Origin of the sequence: Streptomyces sp. N35 (assembly GCF_016464295.1) — a bacterium.
Lineage (GTDB): Bacteria > Actinomycetota > Actinomycetes > Streptomycetales > Streptomycetaceae > Streptomyces.
Window position 1 is genome coordinate 13,212 of record NZ_JAEIMH010000093.1, and the last position, 22,496, is coordinate 35,707.

21 protein-coding genes, 1 tRNA gene and 1 pseudogene are annotated in these 22,496 nt (G+C 70.6%); 8 read left to right on the forward strand and 15 right to left on the reverse strand.

Translation table 11 applies throughout. The annotated features are described in order from the left end of the window. Positions 1–57 precede the first annotated feature (57 nt). The 6 genes and pseudogenes from JAO81_RS35105 to JAO81_RS35130 all read left to right on the forward strand — a co-directional run. Positions 58–789: pseudogene (locus JAO81_RS35105) on the forward strand (response regulator transcription factor); the annotation flags it as partial. Positions 790–929: 140 nt separating this feature from the next. Then, positions 930–2,525 (forward strand): HAMP domain-containing sensor histidine kinase, encoded by a 1,596-nt coding sequence (locus JAO81_RS35110; protein WP_199552039.1) that lies wholly within the window; start codon positions 930–932, stop codon positions 2,523–2,525. Positions 2,526–2,550: 25 nt separating this feature from the next. Next, positions 2,551–3,999: a bifunctional glycosyltransferase family 2/GtrA family protein gene (locus JAO81_RS35115; RefSeq protein WP_199552040.1), complete on the forward strand. Its 1,449-nt coding sequence runs from the start codon at positions 2,551–2,553 to the stop codon at positions 3,997–3,999. Continuing rightward, entirely contained in the window at positions 3,996–6,149 is a 2,154-nt protein-coding gene (locus tag JAO81_RS35120) for a glycosyltransferase family 39 protein (protein WP_199552041.1), read from the forward strand. Before JAO81_RS35115 ends, JAO81_RS35120 begins: the two co-directional genes overlap by 4 nt. A gap of 94 nt (positions 6,150–6,243) precedes the next feature. After that, complete coding sequence (locus JAO81_RS35125; RefSeq protein WP_199552042.1) at positions 6,244–7,830, forward strand: MFS transporter; 1,587 nt, start codon at positions 6,244–6,246, stop codon at positions 7,828–7,830. Between the two features lie 84 nt (positions 7,831–7,914). Then, on the forward strand, positions 7,915–8,688 hold the full coding sequence (locus JAO81_RS35130; RefSeq protein WP_199552043.1) for a TetR/AcrR family transcriptional regulator: 774 nt from the start codon (positions 7,915–7,917) through the stop codon (positions 8,686–8,688). Positions 8,689–8,783: 95 nt separating this feature from the next. On the opposite strand, the gene JAO81_RS35135 is transcribed toward JAO81_RS35130, so the two are convergent. The 4 genes from JAO81_RS35135 to JAO81_RS35150 form a co-directional block, all read right to left on the reverse strand. After that, complete coding sequence (locus tag JAO81_RS35135) at positions 8,784–9,245, reverse strand: PPOX class F420-dependent oxidoreductase (protein ID WP_199552044.1); 462 nt, start codon at positions 9,243–9,245, stop codon at positions 8,784–8,786. Between the two features lie 10 nt (positions 9,246–9,255). Next, the gene (locus tag JAO81_RS35140) at positions 9,256–10,074 is read right to left on the reverse strand and encodes a YceI family protein (RefSeq protein ID WP_199552060.1); all 819 of its coding nucleotides are present in this window, start codon (positions 10,072–10,074) and stop codon (positions 9,256–9,258) included. Between the two features lie 174 nt (positions 10,075–10,248). Then, positions 10,249–12,684 (reverse strand): MFS transporter, encoded by a 2,436-nt coding sequence (locus JAO81_RS35145; protein ID WP_199552045.1) that lies wholly within the window; start codon positions 12,682–12,684, stop codon positions 10,249–10,251. Positions 12,685–12,772: 88 nt separating this feature from the next. Continuing rightward, positions 12,773–13,255, reverse strand: coding sequence for a MarR family winged helix-turn-helix transcriptional regulator (locus tag JAO81_RS35150; RefSeq protein ID WP_199552046.1), 483 nt, complete (start codon positions 13,253–13,255; stop codon positions 12,773–12,775). Between the two features lie 218 nt (positions 13,256–13,473). Between JAO81_RS35150 and JAO81_RS35155 the strand changes: the two genes are divergently transcribed. After that, complete coding sequence (locus JAO81_RS35155; RefSeq protein ID WP_165335429.1) at positions 13,474–13,680, forward strand: hypothetical protein; 207 nt, start codon at positions 13,474–13,476, stop codon at positions 13,678–13,680. Positions 13,681–13,727: 47 nt separating this feature from the next. Here the strand turns inward: JAO81_RS35155 and JAO81_RS35160 are convergent, their stop codons facing one another. The 9 genes from JAO81_RS35160 to JAO81_RS35200 form a co-directional block, all read right to left on the reverse strand. Further along, the gene (locus tag JAO81_RS35160; protein ID WP_199552047.1) at positions 13,728–14,372 is read right to left on the reverse strand and encodes a dihydrofolate reductase family protein; all 645 of its coding nucleotides are present in this window, start codon (positions 14,370–14,372) and stop codon (positions 13,728–13,730) included. Between the two features lie 181 nt (positions 14,373–14,553). After that, positions 14,554–15,393, reverse strand: a complete 840-nt coding sequence (locus JAO81_RS35165) for a hypothetical protein (protein WP_199552048.1) — start codon at positions 15,391–15,393, stop codon at positions 14,554–14,556. A gap of 115 nt (positions 15,394–15,508) precedes the next feature. Then, entirely contained in the window at positions 15,509–16,372 is an 864-nt protein-coding gene (locus JAO81_RS35170) for an RNA polymerase sigma factor SigF (RefSeq protein ID WP_199552049.1), read from the reverse strand. 237 nt (positions 16,373–16,609) lie between these two features. Then, positions 16,610–17,464 (reverse strand): RNA polymerase sigma factor SigF, encoded by an 855-nt coding sequence (locus JAO81_RS35175; protein ID WP_374194390.1) that lies wholly within the window; start codon positions 17,462–17,464, stop codon positions 16,610–16,612. A gap of 198 nt (positions 17,465–17,662) precedes the next feature. Beyond that, entirely contained in the window at positions 17,663–17,827 is a 165-nt protein-coding gene (locus tag JAO81_RS35180; RefSeq protein ID WP_165335433.1) for a hypothetical protein, read from the reverse strand. Between the two features lie 516 nt (positions 17,828–18,343). Next, a tRNA-Ser gene (locus tag JAO81_RS35185) sits at positions 18,344–18,428 on the reverse strand. Between the two features lie 101 nt (positions 18,429–18,529). Further along, a complete protein-coding gene (tadA, locus tag JAO81_RS35190) occupies positions 18,530–18,958 on the reverse strand; it encodes a tRNA adenosine(34) deaminase TadA (RefSeq protein ID WP_199552061.1) in 429 nt (142 codons plus the stop codon). A gap of 61 nt (positions 18,959–19,019) precedes the next feature. Then, positions 19,020–19,583 (reverse strand): hypothetical protein, encoded by a 564-nt coding sequence (locus tag JAO81_RS35195; RefSeq protein ID WP_199552051.1) that lies wholly within the window; start codon positions 19,581–19,583, stop codon positions 19,020–19,022. 200 nt (positions 19,584–19,783) lie between these two features. Beyond that, positions 19,784–19,972, reverse strand: a complete 189-nt coding sequence (locus JAO81_RS35200; RefSeq protein WP_165335435.1) for a hypothetical protein — start codon at positions 19,970–19,972, stop codon at positions 19,784–19,786. A 167-nt stretch (positions 19,973–20,139) separates the two neighbouring features. Here JAO81_RS35200 and upp point away from each other — a divergent pair, with 167 nt between their 5' ends. Then, positions 20,140–20,775, forward strand: coding sequence for a uracil phosphoribosyltransferase (upp, locus tag JAO81_RS35205; protein WP_165335436.1), 636 nt, complete (start codon positions 20,140–20,142; stop codon positions 20,773–20,775). 159 nt (positions 20,776–20,934) lie between these two features. Here upp and JAO81_RS35210 read toward each other — a convergent pair whose 3' ends face one another. Then, a complete protein-coding gene (locus tag JAO81_RS35210; RefSeq protein WP_199552052.1) occupies positions 20,935–21,585 on the reverse strand; it encodes a LytR C-terminal domain-containing protein in 651 nt (216 codons plus the stop codon). A gap of 123 nt (positions 21,586–21,708) precedes the next feature. Further along, a complete protein-coding gene (locus JAO81_RS35215; protein ID WP_003955420.1) occupies positions 21,709–22,005 on the reverse strand; it encodes a type II toxin-antitoxin system VapB family antitoxin in 297 nt (98 codons plus the stop codon). Between the last annotated feature and the right edge of the window lie 491 nt (positions 22,006–22,496).

The following is a 22,496-nucleotide window of genomic DNA, read 5'->3' on the forward strand; positions in this document are numbered from 1 at the left end:
GGGAATTCACAGATTCGCGTCAGACAGCTCTCACAGCCCCCCGCCAAGGTCGTCACCATGGCCCCCATCAAGAGCGACACACGTACCGAACTGTTCCGGCCGGACGGCTCTCCCGTGCGGGTGCTGGTCGTGGACGACGAGGCCGCGATCACCGAGCTGCTCGCCATGGCGCTGCGCTACGAGGGCTGGGAGGTGCGCACCGCACACGACGGTGCGAGCGCCATCCAGGCCGCACGGTCGTTCCGGCCCGATGCCGTGATCCTCGACGTGATGCTGCCCGACATGCACGGGCTCACCGTCCTGGGCCGCGTCCGCGCCGACTCCCCCGACGTCCCGGTGCTCTTCCTGACTGCCAAGGACGCGGTGGAGGACCGGATCGCCGGGCTCACCGCGGGCGGCGACGACTACGTCACCAAACCGTTCAGCCTTGAGGAGGTCGTGGCCCGGCTGCGCGGTCTGATCCGCAGGTCAGGGGCGGCCGCCAAGCGGAGTGAATCCCTGCTCGCCGTAGGGGACTTGACCCTCGACGAGGACAGCCACGAGGTGACCCGCGGCGGCGAGCAGATCCAGCTCACCGCGACCGAGTTCGAGCTGCTGCGGTATCTGATGCGCAATCCGCGCCGGGTGCTCAGCAAGGCGCAGATCCTCGACCGCGTGTGGAGTTACGACTTCGGCGGCAAGGCGAACGTCGTGGAGCTCTACATCTCGTATCTGCGCAAGAAGCTCGACGCGGGACGGCCGCCGATGATCCACACGCGGCGCGGCGCCGGCTATCTGATCAAGCCCGCCGAGCCCGCCGAGCCCGCCGTCAGGCCCGCCGAGCCCGCCGTCAGGCCCGCCGAGCCCGCCGTCAAGCCCGCCGGGTCCGCCGTGGCCGCCGTCAAGCCCGCCGGGTCCGCCGCCGAGGTCCCTGTGGGAGCCGGCGCGCGATGAGACCCCCGCGGTCGTTGCGGACCCGCCTCGTCGTCTCGGCGGTCGCACTGATCGCGGTGGTCTGCGCGGTGATCGGCACGGTGACGGCGGTCGCGCTCAGGTCCTATCTGTACGAGCAGTTGGATACGCAGCTCTCCGAGCTGGCCCGGCGCGCGGGCGGACCGCCGCAGGGCGAGCACCCGGTGAACGCGCCGACGGACCCGCTCGCGTTCCTCACCCTCCCCGGACAGGACTTCGGCACGGTCGGCGCGACCGTCGAGGACGGCCGGGTGCAGCGAGCCGCGATCAGCGCGGAGAGCGCCGACGCCCGGGGCCCCGCCGAGGTCACCGACCTCACGGCGGACCAGAAGGCCGCCCTGGACGGGGTGTCCGAGGACGGCGGGCCGCACACGGTCTCGCTGCCGGGCCTCGGCGACTACCGCGTCGCGTACACCTCGGGCGGCGAACACGGCGACCTGCTCGTCGGCATGTCCACCTCCTCGGTCGACGCCACGATCAGCACCCTGGTCGTGGTCGAACTGTGCGTGGCCGGCGCAGGCCTGGTCGCCGCCACCCTCGCCGGTGCCGCCATGGTCGGTGTGGCGCTGCGCCCGCTCACCAGGGTCGCCGCCACCGCCACCCGCGTCTCCGAACTCCCGCTGCACAGCGGCGAACCCGCCCTGCACGAACGCGTCCCCGACGCCGACCCGCGCACCGAGGTCGGCCAGGTCGGCGCGGCGCTCAACCGCATGCTCGACCATGTGCACGATGCGCTGCGGGTGCGCCAGGACAGCGAGACGAGGGTGCGGCAGTTCGTCGCCGACGCCAGCCACGAGCTGCGCACCCCGCTCGCCTCGATACGGGGATACGCCGAGCTCACGCGCCGTGGCCGAGAGGACACCGGGCCCGACACCCGCCGCGCCCTCGGCCGGATCGAGTCCGAGGCGACCCGGATGACGGTCCTCGTCGAGGACCTCTTGCTGCTCGCCCGCCTCGACAGCGACAGCGGCGGCAACGGCAACGCCAGCGACAGCGGCGGCGGCGGCAACGGCAACAGCAGCGGCAGCAGACCAGGCAGACCACTCTCGTACGAGCCAACCGATCTGTCCGTACTGGTGGTTGACGCCGTAGGCGATGCCCGGGCGGCCGGCAACGCTCATGTGTGGCGCCTCGAACTGCCCGACGAGCCCGCTCTCGTACGGGCCGACCCGGCACGCCTGCACCAGGTTCTGGTGAACCTGCTGGCCAACGCCCGCACCCACACACCGGCCGGGACGGTGGTCACCGCGCGCGTCCGGCCGGGCGACCGGCTGCGTATCGAGGTCGAGGACAACGGGCCCGGGATCCCCGCCGAGTTGCTGCCCCATGTCTTCGAGCGCTTCGCCCGCGGCGACGCCTCACGCGCCCGCGCGGCGGGTACGGCCGAGGCGGGTTCGACGGGGCTCGGGCTCGCGATCGTACGGGCGGTCGTGGCCGCGCACGGCGGGAGCGTGCACGTCGAGAGCGTGCCCGGACGCACCCTCTTCGCCGTCGAGTTGCCAGGACCCGTCTCCGGGGCCATCTCCGCAGCCGATCACTCACAGCCGGAGGACAGCCTCAGCACACTGCCGTGACAGGGCACTTGGCGAGGGTCGTGGCATGCCAAGCGAATCTCGCCCGGAAACCCTGCCGGTGCGGCGGCATCTGCCCGCCGAGGTCAGGGGAACACCGGTCCTCGATGTCGTCGTCCCCGTCCACAACGAGGAGAAGGACCTCGAACCCTGCGTCCGCAGACTCCACGCCCACCTGGCGGAGACCTTCCCGTACGGCTTCAGGATCACGATCGCGGACAACGCGAGCACCGACCGTACGCCGCGGATCGCCGCGCATCTCGCCGAGTCGATCGACGAGGTGGAGAGCCAACGGCTCGACGCCAAGGGCCGCGGCCGTGCGCTGCGGGCCGTGTGGTCACGGTCCGACGCGCCGGTCCTCGCGTACATGGACGTCGACCTGTCCACGGATCTCAACGCGCTGCTCCCGCTGGTCGCCCCGCTGATCTCGGGGCACTCGGACCTGGCGATCGGCTCGCGGCTCGCGCGCAGCTCGCGGGTGGTGCGCGGGTCCAAGCGGGAGTTCATCTCGCGTACGTACAACCTGATCCTGCGCGGCTCGCTGCGGGCCCGCTTCTCCGACGCCCAGTGCGGCTTCAAGGCCATCCGGCGGGATGTGGCCGAGCGGCTGCTCCCGATGGTCGAGGACACGGGCTGGTTCTTCGACACGGAGCTGCTCGTGCTCGCCGAGCGCGCGGGCCTCAGGATCCACGAGGTGCCGGTGGACTGGGTCGACGATCCGGATTCGACCGTCCACATCCTGCGGACGGCCACCGACGACCTGCTCGGCGTATGGCGTGTGGGCCGCGCCCTCGCGGTCGGCGCGCTCCCCCTCGACCGCCTAGCACGCCCCTTCGGCGACGATCCGCGGGACCGCCAACTGTCCGGTGTACCCGGCGGATTGGCGCGCCAGCTGGTTGGCTTCTGTGCCGTGGGGGTGCTCTCCACCCTCTTCTACCTCGCGCTCTATTCCCTCTTCCGTACGGGACTCGGCCCCCAGATCGCCAACGCCGCCGCGCTCCTCGTCTCCGCGCTCGCGAATACGGCCGCCAACCGCCGGCTCACGTTCGGCGTGCGCGGCCGTGAGCGTGCGCTGCGCCATCAGGCCCAGGGACTCGTGGTGTTCGCCATCGGGCTCGCCCTGACCAGCGGCTCGCTCGCGGCGCTCGACTCGGCGGTGGGGCAGCCGACGCACACCACCGAGCTGATCGTGCTGATCGCGGCCAATGCGGCGGCGACTGTGCTGAGGTTCCTGCTTTTCCGGGTCTGGGTGTTTCCCGACCAGTCGCTGGCGGCTCGGGGAGAGCGGTCCTTGCCGGCTCGGGGAGAGCGGTCCTTGCCGGCATGGGGAGAGCGGTCCCTGTCGGCTCAGGGAGAGCGGTCCCTGCCCACCCGGGGAGACCAGTCCCCGCCCACCCGGGGGCCGAAGCCCTTTCCAGGCTATCGCCCGAGCAACGTCCCCGCCCGACCTGTGGATAACTCCATGGAGCGCCGATGACCCTCACCGTCCCGACCCCCGTGACCGCCCCGGCGCATCGCCGCCGCGACGCCTCCTTCGTCCACAGGATGTGGAGAGGGCGGCCCGACGACCCGCGCTGGGCACGGCCCGTGTTCCTCGTCCTGCTCCTCGCGGTCGCCGCGCTCTACACCTGGAACCTGAGCGCCTCGGGGTACGCCAACTCCTTCTACTCCGCCGCCGTCCAGGCCGGCAGCGAAAGCTGGAAGGCCTTCTTCTTCGGCTCATCGGACGCAGCGAACGCCATCACCGTCGACAAGCCGCCGGCCGCCTTGTGGCCGATGGCCCTGTCCGTACGGATCTTCGGCCTCGGTTCCTGGCAGATCCTCATGCCCCAGGTGCTGATGGCCGTGGCGACGGCGGCCGTCCTGTACGCGGCCGTGCGCCGGCGGTTCACGGCGGGCGCGGGGCTTGTGGCGGTCGCCGTCTTCGCGACGACGCCGGTGGCCGCGCTGATGTTCCGCTTCAACAACCCCGACGCCCTGCTCGCGTTGCTGATGACGGTCGCCGTGTACGGCGTGCTGCGGGCGCTCGAGCACGGACGCACCAAGTGGCTGGTGTGGGCGGGGGTCGCGGTCGGGTTCGCGTTCCTGGCCAAGACGCTGCAGGCCTTCGTGATCCTGCCGCCGCTCGCTCTGCTGTACGCGGTCTGCGCGCCGGTTCCGCTACGGAAGCGGCTCGGTCAACTCGCCCTGTCGACCCTCGCGTTGGTGGTCTCCGGCGGCTGGTGGGTCGCGATCGTGGAGCTGTGGCCGGCCGCTTCCCGCCCGTACATCGGCGGCTCGCAGAACAACTCCTTCCTGGAGCTGACCTTCGGCTACAACGGGCTCGGGCGGCTGAACGGCGAGGAGACCGGAAGCGTCGGTGGTGGTGGTGGCGGCGGTGGCGGTGGCGGCGGTCAGGGCGGGGGCTGGGGAGCCACGGGCATCGACCGGCTCTTCGCCTCGAACATCGGCGGTCAGATCGCCTGGCTGCTCCCCGCCGCACTGCTCCTGCTGCTCGCGGGCCTGTGGCTGACCCGGCGGGTCCCGCGCACGGACACGGCTCGCGCGGCTTTCCTGGCCTGGGGCGGGGCACTGCTGATCACCGCCGTGGTCTTCAGCTTCATGCAGGGGATCTTCCACGAGTACTACACCGTGGCCCTGGCTCCGTACATCGCCGCCCTCGTCGGCATGGGCGCTTCGGTGCTGTGGGAGGAGCGCGGCCGGCTGTGGTCCTGCGCGGCGCTGGCGGTGACGGTGGCGGGGACGGCCTGGTGGTCGTACGTGCTGCTCGGCCGTTCCGCGGACTATGTGCCGTGGCTGCGGTGGGCCGTGCTGTTCGCGGGTGTACTGGGAGCGGCCGCCGTGCTGGCCGCGGCTCGCCTCGGACGCCAAGTGGCGCTCGCGGCCGCGGGGTTGGGCCTGTTCGCGGGCCTTGCCGGGCCGGTCGCGTACACCTGGACGACGCTCGCCGAGGGCCACAGCGGTTCGATCGTGACAGCGGGACCGACGGTGTCCGGCGGGCGGGGCGGGCCTGGAGGCGGGGGCCCTGGTGGCGGTCCCGCGGGCGGTGGTCAAGGCGGGATGCAGCCGCCTGGGCGGCAGGGCGACGGACAGCAGGGTCTCCCTCAGCAGGGCAACAGCCAGCAGGGCACCCCTCAACAGGACGGACAGCAGGGCAACAGCCGGACCCAGCCCGGCGGTATGCCGGACGGCGGCGCCCCGGGCGAAGGCGGGCCGGGCGGCGGCATGGGCGGCGGCATGGGCGGCCTCCTCAACGGCGCGAACGTCGATGCCGAGACCAGGGCCGCGCTCCTCGAGAACGCCGACGACTACACCTGGGTCGCCGCCGCCGTCGGCTCCCAGAACCAGGCGAGCTACCAGCTCGCCACGGAGCAGCCCGTGATGTCCATCGGCGGCTTCAACGGCAGCGACCCGTCCCCGACGCTCGCCCAGTTCAAGCGGTACGTGGCGGACGGGAAGATCCACTACTTCGTGGGCGGAGGCATGGGTGGCGGAGGCACGGACGGCGGCGGAACGGGCGGCGGAAACGGCACCGCGTCCCAGATCTCCGAGTGGGTCCAGGACAACTTCGAGCAGGTCACAGTGGGGGACAGCACCCTGTACGACCTGACCGAGGCGAAGGGCTAGCCCCGTCCGACGCAAACTCACTGTACACCGTACAAGAAGTCCTTGTACGGTGTACGGGACCGTTTCCCGTACACCGCACAAGGAGTCCTGCCCCATGACGGCCCCGACCGCCGACCAACCCTCCGGAGCCGGAGCCATCACCGGAGGCCACCCGCAGCGCTGGCTGATCCTCGGCGTCATCTGCCTGGCCCAGCTCACCGTGCTGCTCGACAACACCGTCCTGAGCGTGGCGATCCCCTCGCTCACCACGGAGCTCGACGCGTCCACCGCCGACATCCAGTGGATGATCAACGCGTACTCGCTCGTCCAGTCCGGCCTGCTCCTCACGGCCGGCAACATGGCCGACCGCTACGGCCGCAAGAAGCTGCTCGCCCTCGGACTCGCGCTGTTCGGCATCGGCTCGCTCTGGGCCGGACTCGCGGACTCCAGCGGCCAGTTGATCGCCGCCCGCGCCGGCATGGGCATCGGCGGCGCGCTGCTCATGACCACCACGCTCGCCGTCGTGATGCAGATCTTCGACGAGAGCGAGCGCGTCAAGGCCATCGCCCTGTGGGCCACGGTCGGCTCGCTCGGCTTCGTCTGCGGCCCGCTCGTCGGCGGGTTCATCCTGGAGCACTACTGGTGGGGCGCGATCTTCCTGATCAACATCCCCGTCGCGCTCATCGGCCTCGTGGCCGTGATCAAGCTGGTGCCCGAGTCCAAGAACCCGCAGGGCGACAAGCCCGACCTCATGGGCGCGCTGCTCTCCACCATCGGTATGTCCTCGGTGGTCTTCGCGATCATCTCCGGGCCCGAGCACGGCTGGTTCTCCGCACAGGTCGGGGTCTCCGCCCTGGTGGGTGTGGTGTTCCTCGGTGCCTTCGCGCTGTACGAGCTGCGCATCCCGTATCCGATGCTGGACATGCACTTCTTCCAGAACCCGAAGTTCATCGGCGCGGTCTCCGGCTCGCTGCTCGTCGTCTTCGGCATGGGCGGTTCGCTCTTCCTGCTGACCCAGCACCTCCAATTCGTCCTCGGATACGAGCCGTTGGAGGCCGGTCTGCGGATGGCGCCGCTCGCGCTGACCGTGGTGGTCCTGAACGTCACCGGCATCGGGCCGAAGTTCCTGATGAAGCTGGGCGTGCCGAAGACCGTGCTGCTCGGCATGACCGTGGTCGCCCTCGGCCTCGCCTCCATCGCGATCCTCGGCGGCGGCACCGACGGCAGCTACTGGGGCATGCTGCTCGGCCTGTTCCTGTTCGGCCTCGGTCTCGCGGTCGCCCAGCCCGCCATGGCCAACGCGATCATGAGCGCCATCCCGGCCGAGAAGGCGGGTGTGGGCGCGGGCATCAACGGCACCCTCGCCGAGTTCGGCAACGGTCTCGGTGTGGCCGTACTCGGCGCGGTGCTCAACGCCCGCTTCGCGGCGCTCGTCGCCGTCACCGCCAGCTCGCTGCCGGCCGCGCTCGCGGCCGCCCAGGCCGCGGGCGGGCGGGCCGAGAGCCAGGGCGGCTTCGCCACCCGTCTGCAGACCAGCCAGTTGGTCGGCGCCATCGCGGTGTTCCTCGGCGGTCTGCTCGCGGCGGCGCTGCTGCGCCGGGCCGAGCTGGCGGGCGGCGGCCCGGCGGGGCCGGCTCAGGCCGGCCCCCTGGACAAGGCCGACGCGGACAAGGCCGACGACGGTGCGGCTCAGGCAGGCTAAGTAGCATCGAGTGCGGCGGACCGGACCGGGCTGTTCCGGTACGGTCCGCCGCACCCACCCTCGTAACGGACAAGAAGGTGCGTCATGGTCAGGGCAGCCGAGCGGGCCAAGCACCCTGCGACCTCCAGCATCTGGCTGGACAGCGAGAAGGCCGGACGGCGCCGTAAGCCGGACCAGCCGGACGGGCTCGACCGCGACAAGATCGTGGAGACGTCGATCCGGATGCTGGACGCGGAGGGACTGTCCAAGTTCTCGATGCGCAAGCTGGCCGCGGAGCTGAACGTGACCGCGATGTCCGTCTACTGGTACGTGGACACCAAGGACGACATCCTCGAACTCGCCCTGGACGCCGCCTTCAGGGAGGTGGAGCTGCCCGATCCGGACCGGGCCGTGAGCTGGCGGGACGATCTGCGGGCGCTCGCCGAGTCCTACCGGTCCATGCTGGTGGGGCACACCTGGGCCGCCGCGATCCTCAACACGTATCTCAACATCGGACCGAACGCGCTCCAGGTCGCACGGTCCATCCAGGACATCGCGATCGCGACGGGACTGCCGCCCGCGGGGCAGGCGGGTGCGATCACCGCGGTCTTCCAGTTCGTGTACGGCTTCAGTACGACGATGGGGAACTTCCAGCGCAGATGCGACGAGTCCGGGGTCACCCAGGACGAGTACTACGCGCAGGCCATGGCCGCCTTCCAGAAGGACCCGGAACTCGTGGCCACCATGGAGCGCTCCAAGCCGATCATCGAGGCGCGGGGCGGTGCCACGGTCGCGGAGATGTGGACGCGGGACTTCGCGTTCGGGCTCGATGTGCTGATCACGGGGATCGAGGCGATGGTGGCGCGCGCCGAGGCGTGACGATCAGATCCCGCGCGCCGAAGCGTGACGATCAGGTCCCGCGCCGAAGCGTGACGATCAGGTCCCGCGCCGAGAAGTCCGCGGCCCGACAGCCGCTACGCGAGCCGCGCCGGGAATCCACCAGTGGCCACCGGCCCCCACCGCTCCGGCGTGACCCGGATGATCGACTTCCCCTGCTCGACCATCGCCGCGCGGTACTCGTCCCAGTCCGGATGCTCACCGGAGATGTTCCGGAAGTACTCCACGAGCGGCTCCACCGATGCGGGGGAGTCGATCACCTCGGCGGTCCCGTCGATCTGCACCCACGGCCCGTCCCAGTCGTCGCTCAGGACAAGCACGCTCACGCGCTCGTCCCGCTTGGCGTTGCGGACCTTGGCGCGCTCCGGATACGTGGACATCACGAGCCGGCCCAAGTCGTCGACCCCGCAGGTCAGCGGGGAGGCCTGCGGGCTGCCGTCCTGGCGGCGCGTGAACAGGATCGCCCGGTGACGCGGACGTACGAAATCCAGCAACTCGGCGAGATCGACACGGGTGTTGGTCGCAATGCTTCTGGCCATGGGGCCCACCTTACGAGCCGGCGGCTGCATCTTCCCGTACGAGCTGGATGTCCAGCTCCACCCGCAGCGTCGCCCCGATCGCGGCGACCCCGGCCTGCACGATCTGGTTGTAGTGCATGGCGAAGTCCTCGCGGTGCAGGGTCGCGCGCGCGCGGAAGCCGGCCCGCAGCCCGCCCCAGGGGTCGGTGCTCGTGCCCGAGTACGTGAGGTCCAGGGGGACTTCGCGGGTGACGCCGCGCAGCGTGAGCGTGCCGTCCACCGTCCACGTGCCGGGTGCGGTCTCGCGTACCGACGTACCGCGGTAGACGAGCGACGGGTGCTGTCCGACGTCGAGGAAGTCGGGGGAGCGCAGATGCTTGTCGCGCAACGCGTTGCCGGTGTCGATGGAGTCGGCGACCAGTGTGGCCTCGACCGTCGAGGACCGGACGTCGGGCGCGATCTCGATGGTCCCGCCGAAGTCGGTGAACCGTCCGTGCACGCTGGAGATCCCCAGATGCTGCGCGACCGCGGCCACCGTGGAGTGCGCCGGGTCGATGGACCAGCGTCCGGGCGGCGGGAGTTCGGCCCCGCCCTGCCGGGTGAGTGCGATGGTGCCGAGCTCGGCCCGGCCGCTCGCCGTGACCAGGGCGGTCGCGGCGTGCGGCGCGTAGCCGACGGCCGTGACGATCGCGGTGTACGGGCCGGGCCGCAGGACGTCCTCGGTCCGTACGGCACCCTCCGCGTCCGCACCCGCTCTGAGCACCTGCTCGCCGCGCATGTCCGTCAGCGTCACCACCGCGTGCTCGACCGCCCAGCCGTCGCCGGTCCGGATCCGCGCCGTCACTCCCACAGCCAACTCCCCTTGCATGGATGCCTGTTGCGGCACCAGAAGCAAAATCGGGGCCCGGCGGGCCGTCCCCTGCCCGCCGGGCCCCCCTTTCCCTGTCCGTTCCCCGGTCCCTGCCTCCGCTGGGGGCAGGGGCCGGGGAACGGGGGGTCTGGACTGCCCGGTCCCCGACGCGTGTCAGGCGTCGGGGTGGGGGGGCTCGATGTCCTGCCCGTCGACCCCGCGGCCCGAGACCGTCAGGGCCATCGCGGCCGGCGGATAGCCGGTGGCCATCAGCGTGTACTCGCCGCCGTCCAGATCGGCGAAGGCGTACGCGCCGTCCTCGCCGGTCGTCGCGGTCGCGACCACATTGCCGACGCCGTCCACCAGCGTGACCCGCGCGTCCTTCAGCGGACCGCCGCCGGCGAGCACACGGCCGCCGACCCGGGCTCCGGAGTGCAGCGCCACCTCGATCTGCGTGACGCCCTGTCCGGCCACCTCGACGGGGAGCGCGACGGGACGGTGCCCGGGAGCGTTCACCGCGACGGTCACCGCACCCGGCACCAGCTCCGCGAAGCCGAACTCGCCCTGCTCACCGCTGAGTCCGGTGGCGAGCACATCGCCGCGCACATCGGTCACGACGACCATCGCGCCGACGACCGGCTCACCGCCCTCGGCGGCGAGCACGACTCCGGTGAGCCCGCTCGTACCGCTGAGCAGCAGGTCGTACGAGAGAGGGCCTTCGCCCACGACGACCGTGGCGGCCTGCGGCTGGAAGCCGTCGGCGGACGCGATCAGGACGTAAGAGCCGGGGCCCGGGGCGTCCACGCTGTACGCGCCGTCGGCCTGCGCGATCGTCCGGCCGAGCTGCCGTCCCGCGAGCGAGATCAGCGTGACGGCGGCGCGGGGCACGGGGGCCTGGTCGGCGGTGCGGACGGTGCCGCGTACCGGGGTGCCGTCGGAGCGGACCGGCTCGGCGACCGTGGTCACCTCGGCCGCGGCGGCCGCCTCGACGGTCGCGGCCTCCACCGGGTCCTCGGACACCGCGGGGGCCGGCGCCGAGTTGGCCGTGCGCAGCGGCACCTCCTTGATGAACAGCGTGATCAGGAAGGCGAGTCCGGCGGCCGGAGCGGCGTACAGGAAGACATCGGCGACACCGTGCCCGTACGCGACCTCCATGACGGTCCGTATCGGCGCGGGCAGCTGGTCCAGGTTCGGAATGCCGCCGCCACCGGTACCGCCGTGACCGAGTTCGGCGCCCTTGGGGCCGAGTTCGGTGAGGCCGTCCTTGACGTAATCCGTCACCCGGGTGGCCATCACGGCACCGAGCGCCGAGACACCGATCGCACCACCGAGGGAGCGGAAGAAGGTGACGACGGACGACGCCGCGCCGAGGTCGCTCGGGTCGACCTGGTTCTGGGTGCAGAGCACGAGGTTCTGCATCATCATGCCGATGCCGAGCCCCATCAGGGCCATGTAGATCGCCAGATGCCAGTACGGGGTGTCGTACCGCATCGTGCCGAGCAGACCGAGACCGGCCGTCACCAGGGCACCGCCGGCGACCAGCCAGCCCTTCCACTTGCCGGTCTTGGTGATGATCTGGCCCGAGAGCGTCGAGGAGACGAAGAGTCCGCCGATCATCGGGATCGTCATGATCCCGGACATCGTCGGGGACTTGTCCCGGGCGAGCTGGAAGTACTGGCTGAAGAACACCGTGCCGCTGAACATCGCGACACCCACGAACAGCGAGGCGAGCGAGGCGAGCGTGATGGTGCGGTTGCGGAACAGCCGCAGCGGGATGATCGGCTCGCTGGCCTTGGTCTCGGTGAACAGGAACAGCGCGATCAGCAGGACGGACCCGCCGACCATCGCCCCGGTCTGCCAGGACATCCAGTCGTACTTGTCACCGGCGAAGGTCACCCAGACGAGGAGCAGCGACACGGCCGCCGAGATCAGGAACGCACCGGTCCAGTCGACCTTCACCTTGCGCTTGGTGACCGGCAGCTTGAGGGTCTTCTGCAGCACGACGAGCGCGATGATCGCGAACGGCACACCGACGTAGAAGCACCAGCGCCAGCCCCAGTGATCGGTGATCACACCGCCGAGCAGCGGACCGCCGACGGTCGCGACGGCGAAGGTGGCGCCCAGGTAGCCGCTGTAGCGGCCGCGTTCGCGCGGGGCGATCATCGCGGCCATCACGATCTGGGCGAGCGCGGACAGACCGCCGACGCCGATGCCCTGCACGACGCGGCAGGCGATCAGCATTCCGGCGCTGGTCGAAAGACCGGCGACGACGGAACCCGCCACATAGATGACGAGCGATATCTGGACGAGCAGCTTCTTGCTGAACAGGTCGGCGAGCTTGCCCCACAGCGGCGTCGCGGCCGTCATGGAGAGCAGGGCGGCGGTGACGACCCAGGTGTACGCGGACTGGCCGCCGCCGAGGTCGGAGATGATCTCCGGCAGGGCGTTGGAGACGATCGTGGACGACAGGATCGCCACGAACATGCCGAGCAGCAGACCGGAGAGCGCCTCCATGATCTGCTTGTGCGTCATCGGGGCGCCGTCGTTCGCCGGCGGGCCTCCGTGCTTGGCATGGCTGCCCCGCACACCGGTGGGTGTGGTCGTTGCCATGAAAGTCCTTCTCTTTGTGCTTTGTTGCGGTTTGCGGGGGGATTCGGCCGTACGGATATGTCCGTACGGGCAGAGCTCGGGTGGGGGCTCAGGCCGGCAACGGCGGCGGCTCGGCCAGGTGCTGCAGCCGGGGTGTGCTCCCCCGGCACTCGCCGAAGCTGGCGTGCAGCTTGGCGAGCAGTGCGTTGAGCTGGCCGACCTCGTCGTCGGACCAGCCGCTCAGACAGTGCGCGAGAGCCTGCGTATAGCGCTCGCCGAGCTCGTCGAGCCGCTGCTTTCCGGCGGGTGTGAGCCTGAGGATGCGCGAGCGGCGGTCGCCGGGGTCGGGGTCCCGGTCGATCCAGCCGCGGTCGGCGACATGCGCGACATGCCGGCTGGTCACCGACATGTCGATGGCGAGCAGCTCGGCGAGCCGGCTCATCCGCATCGCGCCGTGCTTGTCGAGCACGGTGAGCACGGCGGCGGAGCCGGGCGGGCAGTCGGCCGGCAGTACGCGGGCAAGATCACGCTTGACCGCGCTGACACCGCTCAACTGCCGGGCGAGCTCCCCGTATTGCTCTTGCGCGGCCATTGGGCATCCCCCGGGACATCTGGTTTGTTGCTTAGGGCAACCATAGAAGCGGATGGTTGCCGCAGGCAAATTAAAAGGGACCAAAGCACTTAAAGTCCTGGCAATGGTCGGGCAAAGAGGCCGGTGGGTTGTACGGGGATCGTGAGGGCCGGGTACGGGGACCATGTGCCACCAGGCCCGGGGTTGGGCCGGGCCGCTGATTTCGCTAGGGTCCGCCCATGGCACACAACCCCCAGGCACCCCAGGGTCCCGAGAGTCACGACCCCGCGGGCAGCACCCAGATGTTCCGCGCCTTCGTCGACGAGGGCGCCCCGCGCCGCGCCCAGGCCGCCCCCGCTCCCGCGGGACCGCGGATCGGACTGATCGTCGGCGTCCTCGCGGCCGTCGTCATCGTCGCCGCGGTGGCCTGGCTCGCGCTCGGCTAGTGAGCTGACGGGGAGCCCGGCGCCGACGTCGGCACCGGGCTCTCGCCTCACTTCCGCCAGAACAGGTGGTGCGTCACACCGCTCGGGCTGGGCACGACCTCCAGGTGGAAGCGGTCGAGCAGTTCCTCGGGGGACTCCCACAGCTGCAGTCCGGACCCGAGCTTCACCGGCGAGACCGCCACGTGCAGGGTGTCGACCAGGCCGGCGTCGAGGAACTGCCGGATGGTGGTGACCCCGCCACCGAGCCGCACGTCCTTGCCCTGTGCCGCTTCCCGCGCCTGTGCGAGGACCGCGGCCGGGTCGTCGTCGACGAAGTGGAACGTGGTGTCGGAGAGCGTGAACGACGGCCGCGTGTGGTGGGTCATCACGAACACCGGAGTACGGAACGGGGGCTCGTCCCCCCACCATCCGCGCCACTCCTCGCCCTGCCAGGGCCCGCGCTGGGGCCCGAACTTGTTGCGGCCCATGATCTCGGCACCGATATTGCGCGCGAAGTCACGGGTGAAGTAGTCGTCGAGGCCCCGGCTCCCCCCAGGATCCGTCCGCATCGGCCAGCTCGCCGTGGCACCGGCCCACGAGAACAGCCGCTCGGGACGTTCGAGGCCGAACGGCTGCTCGAGGCTCTGCCGCTCACCGGCGGCGATGCCGTCGCTCGAGACGTTGAAGTCCATGACTCTCAGCAGTTGATCCATGGGTGTCCTCGCCAGGTCCTGTCGCGTCGGTGTGCGGCGAGGTGCCGCACACCATGACGTCGAACGGGACCGGGCCGGATCGACAGCCGCCCGCAACTTTCTCCGGGACGCCTCCGCACGCGCCCCGGCGCATACAGCACGTGCCCTGGCGCCTACGCACGTGCCCTGGCGGCTACGCCCTCTACTGCCACTTCACCGAGACGTCCCGCGTCTCGATGTGCATCCCGAGCGGTACGCGCCACGCCTCGACGCACACCGTCCACGTCTGCTGCTTCTTCGCCCCCGCGGCGATCGGAGCAGCCACCTTGTGCGTGGACTTGATGGTCGCCCAGTCGACCCCGAGGCCGCCGATGATGTGCGTCCCGAAGGTCAGCTCGCCCGAACGCACCGCCGTACCACCGGTGTTGTGCAGCGTCAGGGTGACCTTCTCGCACCAGCGCTTGTCGGTCGCCTTGCGCACGGGCTCGCCCACGACCTTGAGCACGGCGGGACCCGCAGGGGCCTGGGTGCCTGGTGTGGAGCCCGAACTCCCCGACGTACCACCGGAGTCACCGCTGCCGGACCCGCCGGCTCCTCCCGTACCACCGGCTCCTCCCGTACCACCGGAGGAGCCGGACGCACCGGACGCGCCCGTACTCCCGCTCCCGCCGGACGACTCCCCCTCCGAGCCGCCCGATCCCGAGCCGGAGCCTGCGCTGTCCGCGCCACCGTTCCCGCCGGAGCCGCCGCCCGCAGCGGACGTGGTCCCGTCGGATTCCGTGCCGTCCTTCTCCGAAGAGGATCCGGACGACGGCTTCTCTTTCCCGTCCTCGTCCAGCGGTACGAACTCCACGTCCTGCGTGGGCTCCACCGGTTCGACCCGGTCGCTGGGCCCGGCACCCGCCGCACCCACGGCCACGTAACCGTCGTCGGACGTGCCGCTGCCACAGGCGGCGAGCAGGGTGCCGAGGCAGACCACGGCGGCGGAGGCCGCGACGGCCATGCCGCGGCGCCGGCGAAGGAAGAGACTCCTGGCGCTCATCGCGCCAGTGTGGCTGACGGGGCGTCAATTAGGAACCCTGGAATTCCTGCAATCAGAAACCCCGTCAACAACTCCCGTGGCCGGGACCGGAGTTCAGCCGGCCCGGCCCCGGACCTCAGTCCGCGATCAGCCCTTCCCTGAGCTGTGCGAGGGTCCGCGTGAGCAGGCGCGAGACATGCATCTGCGAGATGCCGACCTCTTCGCCGATCTGCGACTGCGTCATGTTCGCGAAGAACCGCAGCATGATGATCTGGCGCTCGCGCGGCGGCAGTTTGGCAAGCAGCGGCTTCAGGGACTCACGGTACTCGACGCCCTCGAGCGCCGCGTCCTCGTAACCGAGCCGGTCCGCGAGCGAGCCCTCGCCCCCGTCGTCCTCGATGGCAGGGGAGTCGAGCGAGGAGGCGGTGTACGCGTTGCCGACCGCGAGGCCGTCGACGACGTCCTCCTCCGATACGCCGAGCACAGCGGCGAGTTCGGGCACGGTCGGGGAGCGGTCGAGCTTCTGCGCGAGCTCGTCGCTGGCCTTGGTCAGCGCCAGGCGCAGCTCCTGGAGTCTGCGCGGCACCCGCACCGACCAGGAGGTGTCGCGGAAGAAGCGCTTGATCTCGCCGACGACGGTCGGCATCGCGAACGTCGGGAACTCGACGCCGCGTTCACAGTCGAAGCGGTCGATCGCCTTGATCAGGCCGATGGTGCCGACCTGGACGATGTCCTCCATCGGCTCGTTGCGGCTGCGGAACCGCGCCGCGGCGTATCGCACGAGCGGGAGGTTCAACTCGATGAGCGTGTCGCGTACATACGTACGCTCCGGGCTGTCCTCGTCGAGCGTCGCAAGCCGCAGGAAGAGCGAGCGGGACAGGGTGCGGGTGTCGATGACGGCCGGGCGGGAATCAACCGGGATCTCTGCGCGGTCCAGCACATCGGCTGCGTTCGCCGCACTGCGCGTGAGCACCTTCGAGCTGCCCTGATCTGCGGACATGCCACCCCCTCTTGGGTCGCGGACGGTCGCGGCCGGCGCTCCCGTCTTCAAGGAACGCAGCCTCCACCTGAATACCGGTCGTGGGGCTGCGGCAAACGCGGTTCCAGCAGAATGTCACATGTCGGCAACACGCTGTAGTGACATGTCGACAAGAAAGGGCGGAATCTGCGCAGGTAAAGGGGGTTCTGCGGCTTTTCGCGCGCTCAAGTAGGCCCAAAAGAGCGCTACTCGATCCAGCTACGCTTCGATCCTGTTTGCGGATCGAAGTCGTGCGAAGCTCCGGGCGAGGAGCCTTGACACATGCATCTGCGAGACGCCCAGTTCGGCGCTGATCTGCGACTGCGTGAGATTGCTGTAGTAGCGCAGGAGCAGAATCCGCTGCTCCCTCTCGGGCAGCTGCACCAGGAGATGCCGTACGAGATCGCGGTGCTCCACGCCGTCGAGCGCGGGGTCCTCGTAGCCGAGCCGGTCGAGCAGTCCGGGCAGTCCGTCGCCCTCCTGGGCGGCCTCCAGCGAGGTCGCGTGGTACGAACGCCCGGCCTCGATGCAGGCAAGGACCTCGTCCTCGGTGATCCGCAGCCGCTCGGCGATCTCGGCGGTGGTGGGCGAGCGCCCGAACGCGGTCGTCAGATCCTCGGTCGCGCTGGTCACCTGCACCCACAGCTCGTGCAGCCTGCGCGGTACGTGGACGGTGCGCACGTTGTCGCGGAAGTACCGCTTGATCTCGCCGACCACCGTGGGCATCGCGAAGGTCGGGAACTGCACCCCGCGGTCCGGGTCGAAGCGGTCGATCGCGTTGATCAGGCCGATGGTGCCAACCTGGACCACGTCCTCCATCGGCTCGTTGCGGCTGCGGAAGCGCGCGGCGGCGTACCGCACGAGCGGCAGGTTCGCCTCGATCAGCGCGGCCCGTACGCGGCCGTGCTCGGGGGTGCCGACGGTCAGCTGCTTGAGCTGGCCGAAGAGCACCTGCGTCAGGGCCCGGGTGTCCGCCGTCCGCTGCTTGGCGGGGGAGAGCACGCGGTCGCCGCCGTCCGCGGACCCGGCCGCGGGTTCCTGGGACGGCACTTGGGGAGCAGTACTGGCCGGCACAGTCAACGCCACCCCTTATCGATGCAACCGATCAACATTTCGCAAAAGCGGTCATAGCATCACAAGACATGTGCACTGTGTGCAAGCACCGTATAAGGCCGTGTTGAAGGCAAGTTGGGGCGTAAACCTAAAAATGCCCCCCACGTTCGAGTGGAGGGCGGGATGCCTGGGCTGACTGCGGAGGCGGCGTGCGGGGGTCTAGTTCACGAGCTCCGACATGAAGTCGCCGACGCCCTGAGCGGCGTCGGAAATGCCCTCGAATCCCACCTGGACCAGGTCTGCGGCACGTTCCGGGGACGTGATGATCGTGTACAGAACGAAGACGACGACCATGTAGAGCGCGACCTTCTTCGCTTGCACCACGTTCGGCCTCCCCGCCCTGTCTTCCTGCGTGCAGTCGGGTGAGTCTATCCACGGCTCACGGGCCCGGGTGAAGGTGCCTCCATTGGCTCTACGGCCTGCACAGCTTCTCCGGCTCCACGGCGAAAGCCCCGGCTCCGTGAAGGTGCCGGGGCTTCGCTCCGAGTGGGCGGGGGAAGCGGCATCGGGGGGACAAGCCGCTTCCCCCGACGAGGACCTGGCTCTTCAGTCCACGCCGCAGTCAGGGGGGAAGCTTGCGGCGTGGACCCCGCAGTAGAGCCGGGTCCCGAGAGCCTGCGGATTCCTGCCAGATCCGCCGGGCTCACCACCCATCCTGCTCCTGTACGGGACCGGCGCAGTGCGGCAAAGGGCCTGCCTTGGCGGGCCTTAGGTCCTTAAACGCCGGGTGAGGCGCAGGGTGCTCGAGCGGGCGGCTCAAAGCGCCTGCCGAAGGCGTGAGTTCGCGGGACCCGCGGGGAAAGCACGAAGGGCCCCGGCGATGCCGGGGCCCTTCACAAGCGGTAGCGGAGGGATTTGAACCCTCGGTTACTTGCGCAACACTCGCTTTCGAGGCGAGCTCCTTCGGCCGCTCGGACACGCTACCGAGAGAGAGCTTAGCCCAAAGGGGCCCGTGGTCAGAAATCCGTATCCGCCGCGGCCGCCGTGACGTGGCGCACATGCCTCCCGGCGGGTGCGGAGGGGCCCTCAGCGGTCCCGGAAGAAGCGGGTGAGGCGGGCAGAGCACTCCGCTTCCAGGACGCCCGCGATCACCTCGGGGCGGTGGTTGAGCCGCCGGTCGCGGACGAGATCCCACAGGGATCCCGCCGCGCCGGCCTTCTCGTCCCGGGCCCCGTAGACGACCCGGGCGATACGGGCCTGCACGAGCGCGCCCGCGCACATCACGCACGGTTCGAGCGTGACGACGAGGGTGCAGCCGGTCAGCCGCCACTCCCCGCGCTTCGCCGCGGCCCGGCGCAGGGCGAGGACCTCGGCATGGGCGGTGGGGTCGCCGGTGGCCTCGCGTTCGTTGTGCCCGGCGGCGAGCAGCTCGCCGTCCGGGCCGAGGACGAGGGCGCCGACGGGGACATCGCCGCCCCGGAGGGCCAGTTCGGCCTGCTCCAGGGCGCGCTCCATCGGCGCCCGCCAGCGGTCGCGTACAGGGTCGGAAATGTTCAAGGTGTTGTACGTATGCGGGTCAGCGCACCGTCTCCAGGACCTCCGAGGCGCCCAGGGCCTCGGCGATCTCGTTCAGGGCGTCGGTGTGCAGGGACAGGAGTTCCTTCTCGGACAGGCCCAGGTCGTCGAGGATCCGGGTGTCGCCGAGCGGGCCCGGCGGCACGGCCTCTGACGAGCCCTCGATGACCGCGGAGTCGTCGTCCTCCTCCGGGTCGGGCTCGCCGTCCTCGGTGCCGTCGAGGTCGGTCAGGTCCTCCAGGTCGTCCTCGTCGGCCGAGCCGGGCTCACGGCCCAGCAGCTCGTCGGTGAGAAGGATCTCGCCGTAGCTGCTGCGGGAGGCCGCGGCCGCGTCCGAGACATAGATCCGCGGGTCCTCTTCGCCGTCCACACGGACGACGCCGAACCACACATCTTCCTGCTCGATGAAGACGAGCGCTGTTTCCTCGTCGGAGCCGCCGGTGACATCGGCCGCGTGTTCCCGGGCCAGTTCTGTCAGGTCCGACAGGGTCTCCACATCGTCGAGCTCCGTGTCGCTCGCTTCCCACCCGTCTTCGGTGCGCGCGAGCAGTGCGGCGAAGTACACCGTGACTCTCCCACTGGTCTGAGGCGTGCCGGTCGGGGGTCCCCCCGGCGGAGTCTGGACGAGGAAGTGCACTTCGGCCCCGCCCACTCGGAATCGTGGCAGAAACGAAGGCTTCGCGAGAGGTCTTCGGTGCGCTGTGTCTGCGGCGCGCCGTGGTTGTGATCTTCAGGACACCGGTCAGGACAGCCCGCGCCGCCCCGTCACCAGCGGAACGTACGCATCCGCATGGCCTGGCGCATGCGCGCCGCCCGCGCGCGCCGGGGCTTCACGCGGTCGCGCAGCTCCTTGGCCTCATGGCGCTCGCGCAGGAACTGGGCGCGGCGCCTGCGGCGCTCGGCATCGGTCTCGGGCTGCTCCTGCGGCTGTTCGTCTCGCACGGGCCACACCACCCTCCGGTCTTGCCCCTGCAGTTTCCCTCGTACGGCCGGTTTGATGCGAACGCTCACGGGTGCGGTGCCGAACGTGAGCGCGAGCCGGGGCCTGTTCGCGCCGGTAACCTGGTGGCGGCGGGTCGAGCCCGCAGTTCGGACCCGTGACCCGGAGCTTGGAGGCTCTTGTGCGCCTGCACGTCGTCGACCACCCCCTGGTCGCGCACAAACTCACCACGTTGCGTGACAAGCGCACCGATTCCCCGACCTTCCGCCGTCTCGCCGACGAGCTCGTGACGCTGCTCGCGTACGAGGCGACGCGGGACGTGCGCACCGAGCAGGTCGACATCGAGACGCCCGTGGGCCCGACCACCGGGGTCAAGCTCTCCTACCCGCGCCCGCTGGTCGTACCGATCCTGCGCGCCGGGCTCGGCATGCTCGACGGCATGGTCCGGCTGCTTCCGACCGCCGAGGTGGGCTTCCTCGGGATGGTCCGCAACGAGGAGACGCTCGAGGCGTCCACGTACGCGACGCGGATGCCGGAGGACCTGTCCGGACGCCAGGTCTACGTCGTCGACCCGATGCTCGCCACCGGCGGCACCCTGGTCGCGGCCATCAAGGAGCTCATCAAGCGCGGCGCCGACGATGTCACCGCCGTCGTGCTGCTCGCGGCGCCCGAGGGCGTCGAGGTGATGGAGCGCGAGCTGGCCGGTACGCCCGTCACCGTGCTGACCGCGGCGGTCGACGAGCGCCTCAACGAGGTCGGGTACATCGTGCCGGGCCTCGGGGACGCGGGGGACCGGATGTACGGGTCGGCCGAGTAGCACCCGTACCGCAGAACATGGCCGAGGGGCCGCCGGATGTCCGGCGGCCCCTCAGTGCGTGACGTGCGTGGCGCGGGCGTTGTCAGTGGGCGCCGATAGCCTGGAAAGGGCTTCGGCCCCCGGGCGGGAGGGGACTGTCCCGGCGAGCGGGGGAGACCGTCAGCAGCCCTTCGGCTTCGGTGGGGCCGCCGCCGGCTTGGTCAGGGCGTCCAGGGCCTTCACCGCGTCCTCCTTCTTGGCCAGGGACTTGAAGTCCGCGCCGAGGATCAGGTCGATGTCCGCCGTCTTACGGGTGTCCGTCTGCGGTTCCGCGCCCGCGACCTGGGTTCCGAGGACGACGATTCCCTTGGTCAGAGCGGACTTGGGGCCCAGCAGTATCGCTTCGCCCTTGACCTTCTTGTCGAACTCCTTCGACGCGTTGCCCACCTTGCCGATGACGAAGCCGCGCTTCTTGAGCTCGTCCGCCGTCTCCTTGGCGAGGCCGCCGCGGGGCGTGGCGTTGAAGACGTTGACCTGCACCTCCGCCGGCTTCGGCAGCACCATCGGGGGCTTCTTCGGCGGGGGCGAGGAGGCGGCCGGCTTGCAGTCGGGCTTGTTGGCGGCGACGGTTCTGTCGCTCTTGCCGCTCTTGTCGCCCGAGAACACGGCGATCAACTCGATGGTCCCGTAGGCGAGTAGCCCGAGAGCGGCGGCGCAGGCGAAGACCGCGAGCACGATCCGGCGGCGCCGCCGGTTGCGGCGCATCCGCGGGTACTTGTCCCCCGTGATGCGGTATTCGCCGCCCATGCCGGGGGGTGTGAGCATGCTCATGGGCGCAGCGTAATGCCGGGGGTGGGGTCTGCCTACTAAATGATCAATGGGTGGCGGCCGAACCCAACCCGAAAGGGTCAATGCCGACTTGGGGCCGCCGCTTCGGGGGCGAGCCCCGGGGCTCTAGCCCAGTTCGAGCACGCGCGCGTGCAGGACCTGGCGCTGCTGCAGGGCCGCGCGGACGGCGCGGTGCAGGCCGTCCTCGAGGTAGAGGTCGCCCTGCCACTTCACGACATGCGCGAAGAGGTCGCCGTAGAAGGTGGAGTCCTCCGCGAGGAGGGTCTCCAGGTCCAGCTGGCCCTTGGTGGTCACCAACTGATCGAGGCGGACCGGGCGCGGCGCGACATCCGCCCACTGCCGGGTGCTTTCCCGGCCGTGGTCGGGGTACGGCCGGCCGTTTCCGATGCGCTTGAAGATCACACGGAAAGCCTACCGGGCAGGGGGCTCCGGGCGCAGCCATGGCGACGGAGTGCGAGGCTGGGAAATGCCGCCCCAAACCGGGGCATACCGGGAACAGTCAAACCGGGAACAGGGGCCTGAAATGAGCGAGAGCGAGCGGAGGGCGCCCGAGGGCGCCGACCTGCCCGATACCACGACGGCACCCGCGGCGGGTGCCGAGGCGCCGTCCACCCCTGCCCCTGGGCCCGCACCCCCCGGTCCCGCGCCCCCCCCCGTGGCCCCTCCGGGGCCGGGCCCGGGGCCCCCCCCCCCCCCCGCGCCTCCGGGTCCGGCCGCGGTTCCCACCGCACCTCCGGGTCCGGCCGCGGTTCCCACCGCACCTCCGGAGCCGGCCGCGACTCCCACCGCACCCCCGGGTCCGGCCGCGACTCCCACCGCGCCTCCGGAGCCCGCCCCGGCCGCACCTCCGGAGCCCGCCCCCGCTCCCGCCCCGGCCGCGGTCCCGGAGCCCG

What these genes read in the sequence shown, in the direction of transcription:
- JAO81_RS35110 (WP_199552039.1), top strand. Translation starts at nt 930, where the DNA reads ATGAGACCCCCGCGGTCGTTGCGGACCCGCCTCGTCGTCTCGGCGGTC.
- JAO81_RS35115 (WP_199552040.1), top strand. Translation starts at nt 2,551, where the DNA reads ATGCCAAGCGAATCTCGCCCGGAAACCCTGCCGGTGCGGCGGCATCTG.
- JAO81_RS35120 (WP_199552041.1), top strand. Translation starts at nt 3,996, where the DNA reads ATGACCCTCACCGTCCCGACCCCCGTGACCGCCCCGGCGCATCGCCGC.
- JAO81_RS35125 (WP_199552042.1), top strand. Translation starts at nt 6,244, where the DNA reads ATGACGGCCCCGACCGCCGACCAACCCTCCGGAGCCGGAGCCATCACC.
- JAO81_RS35130 (WP_199552043.1), top strand. Translation starts at nt 7,915, where the DNA reads ATGGTCAGGGCAGCCGAGCGGGCCAAGCACCCTGCGACCTCCAGCATC.
- JAO81_RS35135 (WP_199552044.1), bottom strand. Translation starts at nt 9,245, where the DNA reads ATGGCCAGAAGCATTGCGACCAACACCCGTGTCGATCTCGCCGAGTTG.
- JAO81_RS35145 (WP_199552045.1), bottom strand. Translation starts at nt 12,684, where the DNA reads ATGGCAACGACCACACCCACCGGTGTGCGGGGCAGCCATGCCAAGCAC.
- JAO81_RS35150 (WP_199552046.1), bottom strand. Translation starts at nt 13,255, where the DNA reads ATGGCCGCGCAAGAGCAATACGGGGAGCTCGCCCGGCAGTTGAGCGGT.
- JAO81_RS35155 (WP_165335429.1), top strand. Translation starts at nt 13,474, where the DNA reads ATGGCACACAACCCCCAGGCACCCCAGGGTCCCGAGAGTCACGACCCC.
- JAO81_RS35160 (WP_199552047.1), bottom strand. Translation starts at nt 14,372, where the DNA reads ATGGATCAACTGCTGAGAGTCATGGACTTCAACGTCTCGAGCGACGGC.
- JAO81_RS35165 (WP_199552048.1), bottom strand. Translation starts at nt 15,393, where the DNA reads ATGAGCGCCAGGAGTCTCTTCCTTCGCCGGCGCCGCGGCATGGCCGTC.
- JAO81_RS35170 (WP_199552049.1), bottom strand. Translation starts at nt 16,372, where the DNA reads ATGTCCGCAGATCAGGGCAGCTCGAAGGTGCTCACGCGCAGTGCGGCG.
- tadA (WP_199552061.1), bottom strand. Translation starts at nt 18,958, where the DNA reads ATGGAGCGCGCCCTGGAGCAGGCCGAACTGGCCCTCCGGGGCGGCGAT.
- JAO81_RS35210 (WP_199552052.1), bottom strand. Translation starts at nt 21,585, where the DNA reads ATGAGCATGCTCACACCCCCCGGCATGGGCGGCGAATACCGCATCACG.